Origin of the sequence: Mesorhizobium sp. C399B (assembly GCF_030323185.1) — a bacterium.
In the GTDB taxonomy this organism is placed as follows: Bacteria; Pseudomonadota; Alphaproteobacteria; order Rhizobiales; family Rhizobiaceae; genus Mesorhizobium.
The window spans coordinates 6,382,855-6,392,677 of record NZ_CP100472.1 but is presented as its reverse complement, the minus strand read 5'-3'; the positions used below and the strand labels follow the sequence as shown (position 1 = coordinate 6,392,677).

General features: G+C 63.5%; 13 protein-coding genes. 9 read left to right on the top strand and 4 right to left on the bottom strand.

Annotation, left to right across the window (positions count from 1 at the left end):
• The first annotated feature begins 55 nt into the window (after positions 1-55).
• Both NLY36_RS30655 and NLY36_RS30650 read left to right on the top strand, forming a co-directional pair.
• Positions 56-1,126 (top strand): branched-chain amino acid ABC transporter substrate-binding protein, encoded by a 1,071-nt coding sequence (locus NLY36_RS30655; protein WP_023736524.1) that lies wholly within the window; start codon positions 56-58, stop codon positions 1,124-1,126.
• Positions 1,126-2,145, top strand: a complete 1,020-nt coding sequence (locus NLY36_RS30650) for a P1 family peptidase (protein ID WP_023736523.1) — start codon at positions 1,126-1,128, stop codon at positions 2,143-2,145. The genes NLY36_RS30655 and NLY36_RS30650 overlap by 1 nt, the downstream gene beginning before the upstream one ends.
• 7 nt (positions 2,146-2,152) lie before the next feature.
• Here the strand turns inward: NLY36_RS30650 and NLY36_RS30645 are convergent, their stop codons facing one another.
• Positions 2,153-2,407, bottom strand: coding sequence for a DUF2171 domain-containing protein (locus tag NLY36_RS30645; RefSeq protein WP_023711484.1), 255 nt, complete (start codon positions 2,405-2,407; stop codon positions 2,153-2,155).
• 137 nt (positions 2,408-2,544) lie between these two features.
• Between NLY36_RS30645 and NLY36_RS30640 the strand changes: the two genes are divergently transcribed.
• From NLY36_RS30640 to NLY36_RS30625, 4 genes are read left to right on the top strand one after another with little or no spacing between them, the layout of a single operon-like run.
• Positions 2,545-3,270 (top strand): DUF2259 domain-containing protein, encoded by a 726-nt coding sequence (locus NLY36_RS30640; RefSeq protein WP_023736522.1) that lies wholly within the window; start codon positions 2,545-2,547, stop codon positions 3,268-3,270.
• Positions 3,271-3,326: 56 nt separating this feature from the next.
• Positions 3,327-3,791, top strand: a complete 465-nt coding sequence (locus tag NLY36_RS30635; protein ID WP_023726917.1) for a hypothetical protein — start codon at positions 3,327-3,329, stop codon at positions 3,789-3,791.
• Between the two features lie 59 nt (positions 3,792-3,850).
• Positions 3,851-5,152 carry an adenylosuccinate lyase gene (gene purB, locus NLY36_RS30630; protein ID WP_023736521.1) on the top strand — a complete coding sequence of 434 codons (1,302 nt, stop codon included), beginning with the start codon at positions 3,851-3,853 and terminating at the stop codon, positions 5,150-5,152.
• A 7-nt stretch (positions 5,153-5,159) separates the two neighbouring features.
• Positions 5,160-5,888: a metallophosphoesterase family protein gene (locus tag NLY36_RS30625; protein WP_023736520.1), complete on the top strand. Its 729-nt coding sequence runs from the start codon at positions 5,160-5,162 to the stop codon at positions 5,886-5,888.
• A gap of 15 nt (positions 5,889-5,903) precedes the next feature.
• Here the strand turns inward: NLY36_RS30625 and NLY36_RS30620 are convergent, their stop codons facing one another.
• Positions 5,904-6,719 carry a VOC family protein gene (locus NLY36_RS30620; protein WP_023669088.1) on the bottom strand — a complete coding sequence of 272 codons (816 nt, stop codon included), beginning with the start codon at positions 6,717-6,719 and terminating at the stop codon, positions 5,904-5,906.
• A gap of 194 nt (positions 6,720-6,913) precedes the next feature.
• On the opposite strand from NLY36_RS30620, the gene NLY36_RS30615 reads away from it, so the two are divergent.
• Positions 6,914-7,468 (top strand): RBBP9/YdeN family alpha/beta hydrolase, encoded by a 555-nt coding sequence (locus NLY36_RS30615; protein WP_023669089.1) that lies wholly within the window; start codon positions 6,914-6,916, stop codon positions 7,466-7,468.
• Between the two features lie 19 nt (positions 7,469-7,487).
• On the opposite strand, the gene NLY36_RS30610 is transcribed toward NLY36_RS30615, so the two are convergent.
• Both NLY36_RS30610 and NLY36_RS30605 read right to left on the bottom strand, forming a co-directional pair.
• On the bottom strand, positions 7,488-8,261 hold the full coding sequence (locus NLY36_RS30610; RefSeq protein WP_023669090.1) for an HpcH/HpaI aldolase family protein: 774 nt from the start codon (positions 8,259-8,261) through the stop codon (positions 7,488-7,490).
• A 126-nt stretch (positions 8,262-8,387) separates the two neighbouring features.
• Positions 8,388-8,708 carry a DUF1476 domain-containing protein gene (locus NLY36_RS30605; RefSeq protein WP_023669091.1) on the bottom strand — a complete coding sequence of 107 codons (321 nt, stop codon included), beginning with the start codon at positions 8,706-8,708 and terminating at the stop codon, positions 8,388-8,390.
• 47 nt (positions 8,709-8,755) lie between these two features.
• Here NLY36_RS30605 and NLY36_RS30600 point away from each other — a divergent pair, with 47 nt between their 5' ends.
• Both NLY36_RS30600 and purC read left to right on the top strand, forming a co-directional pair.
• Positions 8,756-8,878, top strand: coding sequence for a hypothetical protein (locus NLY36_RS30600; RefSeq protein WP_280790911.1), 123 nt, complete (start codon positions 8,756-8,758; stop codon positions 8,876-8,878).
• A 105-nt stretch (positions 8,879-8,983) separates the two neighbouring features.
• Positions 8,984-9,778 (top strand): phosphoribosylaminoimidazolesuccinocarboxamide synthase, encoded by a 795-nt coding sequence (purC, locus tag NLY36_RS30595; RefSeq protein WP_013532127.1) that lies wholly within the window; start codon positions 8,984-8,986, stop codon positions 9,776-9,778.
• Positions 9,779-9,823: the final 45 nt, after the last annotated feature.

Genomic DNA, 9,823 nt, shown 5'->3' with positions numbered 1-9,823 from the left:
TTGGCGGAACAGACGCTGGAAGCATGCGACCGGCACGGAGGAATTCGTCGTCAGAATGCGACCCCCAACAGCTGTAATAGCGGCACTGCTCTGGCTGCTGCCGGCAAGCGCCGGCGCGCAGACGCTGCTTGTCGGCGTCGCCGCGCCCCTGTCCGGTCCGTCGGCGATCCTGGGCAAGCAGATTGAGGCGGGTGCTGCCCTGGCAGCAGAAGCCAACGGCGCCGAGATCAGGACGGTCGACGATGCCTGCACAGCCGATGGCGGCGCCGCCGCCGCGAGGGAGTTCGCGGCGGCGAAGGTCACGGTCGTCGTCGGCTTCCTCTGCACCGAGGCGATCCAGGCGGCGCTGCCGATCCTCAAGGACGCTGACATACCGGTCATCACCGTTGGCGTGCGCACCGAAAGCCTGACCGACCGCCGCGCCAAGACCGGCTGGCCGGTCTATCGGCTGGGGCCGCGCGGCGACGACGAGCGCAATGCCGTGGCCGGCATCCTGACCCGGCTGTGGCAAAGCGAATTGTTCGCCATCGTCGATGACGGGACCATCTATGGCCGCGAAATCGCCGAGACGCTGCGCGCCGCGGCCGAACAGGCGGCGCTGAAGCCGGCCTTCACAGACACGTTCCGGCCCCAGCTCGACAACCAGATCGGGCTGATCGGCCGGCTGAAGAAGGCGGGCGCGACGCATGTCTTTGCCGGTGGCGACGGCGACGACATCGCCATTATGGGCCGCGACGCCGGCCAGCTCGAGGCCGGCATCGTCTTTGCCGGCGGCGAGAATTTGCGCACGCCACCCGGCGATGTGCCTTACGCCATCGGCACGCTGATGATCGCGCCGCCGGAATGGGCCGATGTCGCCGATCCCAAGGTGCTGGCGGCGTTTACGGCCAAAAACATCGCGCCTGATGGCTATTCCTTGCCTGCCTATGCGGCGGTGGAGATCGCCAAGACGGCCTCGGCGGTGTCCGAGGGCTCCGGCAAGGGGCTGGCCGACGCGCTAACCGGGCATGATTTCACCACCGCGATCGGGCCGCTGCGGTTCGACGACAAAGGCGATCTGAGCCAAAACCTCTATCGCGCCTTCCGCTTCGACGGGACGCGTTTCGTGCCGGCGGAGACGAACTGATGTTTCGCACCGGACCGCGCAATCTGATCACCGATGTCGCCGGCCTGCGCGTCGGCAACGCGTCGGACGCGAGGTTGAAATCGGGCGTCACGACCGTGCTGTGCGATGAACCGGCGGTCGGAGGCGTGCAGATCCTCGGCGGCGCGCCGGGCACGCGCGAGACCGACCTGCTCGAACCGCACAATTCCATCGAGGCGGTCCATGCCGTGGTTCTCTCGGGCGGCTCGGCCTTCGGCCTCGACGCCGCATCGGGCGTGCAGGCGGCGTTGCGTGAAAACGGCATAGGGATCGATGTCGGCGGCTTTCGCGTGCCGATCGTGCCGGCAGCGATCCTGTTTGACCTGCGCAATGGCGGCGACAAGGATTGGGGCCAGTACCCCCCCTACCGTGACCTTGGCTACGAAGCCGCCCAGGCGGCAACAGTCGACTTTCCGCTCGGCACAATCGGCGCCGGCACCGGCGCGCTAAGCTCCGGGCTGAAGGGCGGCCTCGGCTCGGCCTCGACCGTGCTCGACAGCGGCGTCACCATCGGCGCACTGGCCGCCGCCAACCCGACCGGCTCGGTGACGATTGCGCGTACACGCTATTTCTGGGCGGCGCCATTCGAGATCGGCGATGAATTCGGCGGCCTCGGCTATCCCTCGCCGATGCCGGACGACGCCAGGCGGATCCTGTTGAAATACCGCAACAAGCGTGTCGGTGGACAAGCCGAGGCCGGAGGCAACACCACCATCGCCGTCATCGCCACCGACGCCGTGCTGACCAAGGCGGCAGCCAAGCGGCTGGCCATTTCAGCGCATGACGGCTTCGTGCGCGCCATCTGGCCCGTGCACACGCCGGCTGACGGCGATCTGGTGTTCGCGCTGGCGACGGGCAAGAGCGGCATCGAACTCAGCGCCGACGATGCCATCGATTTCTTTGCCGCCGCCGGCGCCACCATGGCGCGCGCCATCAGCCGCGGCATCCATGCCGCGACGCCGGCCGAAGGCGATCTGTTTGCGGTGTGGTCGTCGCGCTGACTTTCAATCAGGTCGGGTCGGACTCTTCTTCCTCGAAGCTGACCGCGACATCCGAATTTGCCGACAGCCAGACTTTCTGGCCCTCGACCTCGGCAAGCAGGCTCAAGGGAATGTAGTGGTGATGCCCCTGATGGGCGCCCTCGCCGCTGTCGGCCTTGGTCAACTTGATCCGCTCGCCATCGACCCGGTCGACGGTGCCGATGTGAACGCCGTCGGCGCCGATCACTTCCATATGCTCGCGAATCTTGCTGGCCTCATTCATGGGGTGTTCTCCTTTTGAAAACGATCGACGATAACAAACAGAGGCGAAATTGGATGCATCGCCTTTTGAATAGCACGATGTTTTGACTGTCTCGTGATAGGGAACGATCGAACCAGGGCAGGCGGAGCGGAACCCCGATGCGAAATCTCGTCCTGATTGGCGTTTGCCTGCTGGTCCATCTGGCATCCGCCATGGCCGCCCGAGCGGGCGATGTCGCCGAGCTTGAAATCCTCGGCTTCAGCAAGGATGGCAGCGTCTTCGCCTTCGAGGAATATGGTGTGGCAGACGGTTCGGGCTTTCCCTATGCCAATCGCTACTACATCAACACCGCCGACGACACGTTCCTGAAGGGCACGCCAATCCGGGTCCGGCTGGAGGATGAGACCGCCTCGCTCGAGACGGCCCGTCAGCAAGCCAGGCAAAAAGGCGAAGCAATCATTGCCCAGGCCGAGCTTACCGCCAACCGCGGCATCACCGCCGGCTTCAACCCGGTGACCGAATTGTCGGCCGACCCGTTCCGCATGGTGGTGAACCCACGGCCGATCTTTTCGCCGGTCGACCCGCCGCTGGAATTCCGGCTGGACGAGATCGGCATGAATGACACCGAAAGCTGCCAGAGCCAGGGCGAGGTCAACGGTTTTCGCCTGCTGCGGATCGAGGCCAGGGATGGCGGCCGGACCCATCTGCTGCATGAGGATAAATCGATCCCGAAAAGCCGTGGCTGCCCGAACGGCTACAGGATCGGCGCGGTGCAGACGTTCTCGATGGACAGCATCAGCGCCTATGCGGTGCTGATCGCGGTGCGCCAATACGGCTTCGAAGGGCCGGATTTTCGCTGGATCGCCGTGACCGGACGCCTGTGACAGCGCTCGATCAATCCAGCTGGCGCAAGCGCGCCGGAAATCGCGTCAGCCGCGCCATACCATCGACGGGCGCGGCGCTTGTCGGCGCCTTGCTGTGGGCGATGGCCATGGGCGCCAGCGCGCTGACCGGTCTTTGGCTCGACAATTGGGAGACCCCGGAAAAGATCCGCTTCGTCGCCCTGCTGTTTGCGACCGGCGCGGCATTGGCCTTTCCCGTCGGGTTGTTCGCGGCGCGGCTGGTCTCGCTCGACCGGCACTGGGAAGTGGCGTTCGCCGCCGCCTTCGTCTGCCTGCTTGCCACGACGCTCGCCTTCACCGGCGGGTTGTTTGCGCTGCAATACCGCTCCTACTATGCCGAATGGCACGCGGAGGCCTTCACCGCCCGGTGGGCGTTCGAACTGGTCTTCACCTCGCTGACGGCGCTCTACCAATTCGTGGTGCTGGGTATCAGGCTCTATTTTCCGCTCGGATTCATCGCGCTTGCCGCCGCCAGCGTGTGGTTTGCGCGCCAGCAGCGTTGAGCATTCGGTCCGCCTCTGTTAGGACGCGCACTTAACCACGGACACATCAGGACTGACGGATGATCCCTCGCTATTCCCGGCCGGAAATGGTCGCCATCTGGTCGCCGGAAACCCGCTTCCGCATCTGGTTCGAAATCGAGGCCCATGCCTGTGATGCGCTGGCTGAGCTCGGCGTCATCCCCAGGGAAGCCGCCAAGACCATCTGGGAAAAGGGCAATGCGGCAAAATTCGACGTCGGCAAGATCGACGAGATCGAGGCCGTCACCAAGCACGACGTCATCGCCTTCCTCACCCATCTCGCCGAATTCGTCGGGCCGGATGCGCGTTTCATCCACCAGGGCATGACCTCGTCAGATGTACTCGACACCTGCCTTGCGGTGCAGCTCGGCCGCGCCAGCGATATCCTGCTGGCCGACCTCGACGGCCTGCTCGCCGCGCTGAAGCGCCGGGCCTTCGAGCACAAGGACACCGTCACCATCGGCCGCAGCCACGGCATCCACGCCGAGCCGACCACCTTCGGCGTCAAGCTGGCGCAGGCCTATGCCGAGTTCTCACGCTGCCGCGAGCGGCTGGTGCACGCGCGAGAGGATATTGCCACCTGCGCCATATCGGGCGCGATCGGCACCTTCGCCAACATCGACCCTTATGTCGAAGAGCATGTGGCGAAAAAGCTTGGGCTGAAGCCGGAACCGGTGTCGACGCAGGTCATCCCGCGCGACCGCCACGCCATGTTCTTTGCCACGCTCGGGGTCATCGCCTCGTCGGTCGAGCGGCTGGCGACCGAGATCCGCCATCTGCAGCGCACTGAGGTGCTGGAAGCGGAAGAGTATTTTTCGCCGGGCCAGAAGGGCTCGTCGGCAATGCCGCACAAGCGCAACCCGGTGCTGACTGAAAACCTCACCGGCCTTGCCCGCATGGTGCGCTCCATGGCCTTGCCGGCGATGGAGAATGTCGCGCTCTGGCACGAGCGCGACATTTCGCATTCCTCGGTCGAGCGCATGATCGGCCCGGACGCCACGATAACACTCGATTTCGCGCTGTCGCGGTTGACCGGCGTCATCGACAAATTGCTGGTCTATCCCGACAACATGCTGAAGAACATGAACAAGTTCCGTGGCCTTGTGCATTCGCAGCGCGTGCTTTTGGCGCTGACGCAAGCCGGCGTCAGCCGCGAGGACGCCTACCGCCTGGTGCAGCGCAACGCCATGAAGGTATGGGAACATGGCGCTGATTTCCTTGAGGAATTGTTGGCCGACACGGAAGTCACCGCAGCGCTTCCCGAAGCCGAGATCCGCGAAAAGTTCGACCTGGGCTATCACACCAAGCATGTCGACACGATCTTCAAGCGGGTTTTCGGATAGGTTTTCGATGCGGCTGGCCGTCCTTTCCGACATCCATGGGAATCTGCGCGCGCTTGAGGCGGTTCATGCGCAGATCAAAGACGCTTCTCCCGACATAATCGTCAATCTGGGCGATTGTCTTTCCGGGCCGCTATGGCCTGAAGAAACCGCGCAATATCTGATGGCGCAGAATTGGCCGACCGTGCGCGGCAATCACGACCGTGTGCTGATCGAGCCGCCTGCTTCCGGGTTGGAAGACGTCGATGCTTTCACCCACCAACGCCTCTCTGAGACATCCCTGACCTGGCTCTCGGCCTTGCCGGTCACCCTGTCGCCTGCCCCGGACATCCTGCTTTGCCATGGCAGCCCCAGTGACGACGACGTGTTCCTGCTCGAGGAAGACGGAGGCAGCCACTTCCACCCCTCCAATGAAAAGCAGATCAGGCACAAGCTGGGCAGCGCCGGCGCCGGGCTGACCTTGTGCGGCCATACACATACGCCGCGCGTTGTGCGCTTGTCGGACAACCGGACAATCCTCAATCCGGGCAGCGTCGGCGTCCAGGCATTCCCCGGCCTGACCGTGACCGGCAGTCCGCATGCCCGCTACGCCCTCGCTACGCGCAAGGACGGACAATGGTCGTTCAGCCATCACGTGGTCAATTATGACTGGACCGAGGCGTCCAGCCGCGCGACAGCCACCGGCTTCGACAGCTGGGCGCATGGGCTGCTGACGGGCTACGCCGCCAATTCCTTGTAAGAACCGAGCGGGCGCTCAGCCGGCGGCGCCCGGCACGGTGCGGATAACCGTGCCCCACGGATCTTCCCGCGTGGTTTCAGCGGTTGTCTTGTCCGACCGCATCTCGACCCAGGCCAGACCCGAGCGGGACGGATCGCGCCGGCCGGCGCCGGCGCTGTGCCACGAATTGCCACCGATATGATGGTGGTAGCCTCCCGACGACAGGAACACCGCCTGCCCTCCATACTTAGCGACCGTGTCGAAGCCAAATTCGTCGTGCCACCAGGCCTCGGCATCTTCCGGCCGGCCGACGCGCAGATGGACATGGCCGATAATGCTGTTTTGCGGCGCGCCCTGCCAGCCGGCGTCACCGGCCGGCACGCTGCCAACCACGGCGGCCAGATTCAGCCGCTCGGTCGCCATGGCGATCTTGTCGCCGTTCCACTTCCACTCCTGCGGCAGACGGTCCCTATAGATTTCAATGCCGTTGCCTTCGGGGTCGGTCAGGTACAAAGCCTCGCTGACCAGATGGTCGGAGGCGCCCTCGATGCGGATCTTGTTGGCGGCGGCATGGTTTATCCAACGGCCGAGATCGGCGCGGCTGGGCAGAAGGAAAGCGGTGTGGAAAAGGCCGGCGCTGCGCGGATCGTCGGGCTTGGCCGCTGCGTCAGGCTCGATGACCAGCAGCGGGCGCTCGGCAGCGCCCAGCGTGATGGCGCCATCGGCGCGGCTCAATTCCTGCAGGCCGACAACAGCCCGGTAGTAATCGGCAAGTCCTTCGGCGTCGCGCGCCTTCAGGCCCACGCGTGACACGCTGACGGGGGTCGTCGCGGCAAAAGGCAGTTCGCTCATAAAACTCTCCGTTCAGCGCATTATCCCAGGCCGCGCCACCAGTCTATTCTGTTGTCCATCTCTTCCTGCCTCAAATCGTCGATCCTGATCGTTCACACAAGATGGAAAGAATCGAACAGGTTGTTCACGATTGTGATGCACCGCATGCGTCAGCGCGGGTTGCACGAGACACGGCCGCTCGCTATCTCAGCGCCATGAAAGTCAAAGACGCAGATATTCTGATCGTGCCGGGCTACACCAATTCCGGCCCCGAACACTGGCAGACACGCTGGCAGTCGAAACTGTCGACGGCGCGCCGGGTCGAGCAGGCGGAGTGGTCGAAGCCGGTGCGCGAGGACTGGACGGCGAGCGTGGCGAACGCTGTCAACGAGGCCGAGCGGCCGGTGGTGATCGTTGCCCATTCCCTGGGCGTGGCGGCCGCGGTGCAGGCCATTCCGCAGTTCAGGAAGCCGGTCGCCGGCGCGTTTTTTGTCGCGCCGCCCGACGTCGCCAACCCGGAGATAAGGCCGCGTCACCTGATGACCTTTGGTCCCTATGCGCGCGAACCGCTGCCCTTCCCGTCCATCGTCATCGCCAGCCGCAACGATCCGTTCTGCGCCTTCGAGGTTGCCGAGGACATTGCCGGCGCCTGGGGTTCGCTGTTCATCGATGCCGGCGAAACCGGTCACCTCAATGAGGATGCCGGCTTCGGCCCTTGGCCGGAAGGGTCGATGACCTTCGCCAAGTTCCTGACCGACCTCAAGGCCTGACCGGGCAAGGCACCACGCCTCAGCCCTTTATCGAATCGTTCATGCTTTTGATGAGTATCTTTGCGCCGAGCGAAATCAGCGCATGGTCCGAGCCCATCGCCAGCAGCCGGTAGCCCATCGCCACGACGCGGCCGGCAATCGCCGGCTCAACGACGTAGATCGCCGCATGCTTGCCCGCCTTGCGCGTCCGCTCGGCGATGGAGGCGACGGTTTCCATCATGCTTTCCAGCGTCGAATTGACGGTGGCGCCATTCGACCAGGCGATGGAGAAATCCGATGGGCCGAGGAAGATGCCGTCAATGCCCGGCGTGTCGAGGATGCCGTCCAGCGCATCGAGTGCGGCGCGCGTTTCGACCATGGCAAAGGCCATGGTGCGTTGATTGGTGTCGCGCAGCCATTCGGCGTGGTCGCCTTTGCCATGGCGCGGAAAAGCATAGGTCGGGCCCCAGGAGCGCTCGCCCATCGGCGGATATTTCATCGCCGCGGCAAAGAGTTTTGCATCGGCCACCGAATTCACCATCGGTGCAATCACCGCCTCGGCACCGAAATCGAGGGCGCGGCTGGCCATGTCGAAGCGGCCGACCGGAATGCGCACCAGCGCCGGCTTGTTGGCGGCCAGCACCGGCACCAGCCCGCGCAGGACCGAGTCCTCGTGGTGTCCGCCATGCTGCATATCGAGGGTGACGGCGTCAAAACCCTGCTTGGCGATGATTTCGACCGTCAAAGCGTCCGGAACGCCGGACCAGGCGGTGAACAGCGTTTCATCCGCCGCCAGGCGTGACTTCAGGGACATGGTGCTTTCCTCGTTGGGTTGAGCCTTGTAACAGGCCCACGCACAGTTTCAGCCGGAAAAGGCTGAAAAGGCAAAGAAAAACCGCCCGGCTGGACCGGGCGGTCGATTGGTCCAGCGCTACTCGCTCTAGGTATTCTTGATCTGCTCGATCGCCTGCGCCATCAGTTCGTCCATGGTGCGGCGGATCTGGTGATCCGACTGGTCGACGCCGGCGGCGTCGAAATCCTTGCGGATCTTGCGGAATACGTCGTGATCGCCGGCTTCCTCGATATCGGAAACCACAACTTCCTTGGCATAGGCGTCGGCGTCAGTGCCGGATTTGCCCAGCTTTTCGGCGGCCCACAGACCGAGCGCCTTGTTGCGCCGTGCGGAAGCCTTGAAGCGAAGTTCTTCGTCGAAGGCGAATTTGCGCTCAAAACCCTCTTCGCGGTCTTTCATGCTGCTCATGGCTTCCCTCCGATGAAATCGATTCGCGTTGGCGATGGATATGTGTGTTGCCGCAGCACAAACCAAAAGGGCGCGGGCCGGTCAATATGCTACATCACTTGCTGCGCTGCGGCATTTCATTCCTGAAAGCGGTCGATGGAAAGGATTTGCCGATTGAGCAAACGCTGTGATTGGGATAGACCCGGCATTGAACCCCACCCGTCGCCGCACCAATTTAGGCAGACGGACAGGAACTGGTCGCTTGCCGCCTGCCCGCAAATCCAGAGAAAAATCAGATGAAAAATCGCCGCCGCATTTATGAAGGCAAGGCCAAGATCCTCTATGAGGGACCGGAACCGGGCACGCTTATCCAGTTCTTCAAAGATGATGCGACCGCATTCAACAAGAAGAAACATGAGGTCATCGACGGCAAGGGTGTGCTCAACAACCGCATTTCCGAGTACATCTTCAACCATCTGAACCGCATGGGCATTCCGACCCACTTCATCCGCCGGCTCAACATGCGCGAGCAGCTGATCAAGGAAGTCGAGATCATTCCGCTCGAAGTGGTGGTGCGCAATGTCGCCGCCGGCTCGCTGTCCAAGCGCCTCGGCATCGAGGAAGGCACCGTTCTGCCGCGTTCGATCATCGAATTCTATTACAAGGCCGATGCGCTCGACGATCCGATGGTGTCGGAAGAGCACATCACCGCTTTCGGCTGGGCAAGCCCGCAGGAGATCGACGACGTCATGGCGCTGGCCATCCGCGTCAACGACTTCCTCTCCGGCCTGTTCATGGGTGTCGGCATCCAGCTCGTGGATTTCAAGATCGAATGCGGCCGCCTGTTCGAGGGCGACATGATGCGCATCGTCGTTGCCGACGAGATCTCGCCGGATTCGTGCCGGCTGTGGGACGTGGCAACGCAGGACAAGCTCGACAAGGACCGTTTCCGCCGCGATATGGGCGGCCTCGTCGAAGCCTATCAGGAAGTTGCCCGCCGCCTTGGCATCATGAACGAGAACGAGCCGCCGCGCCCGACCGGCCCGGTGCTCGTCGCCTCGACCGATGGCCTCAAAGGCAAGCCGCATTAAGTCTTCATTTCTTGACGCAATTCCGGACGGAAAACCGCTTCACAC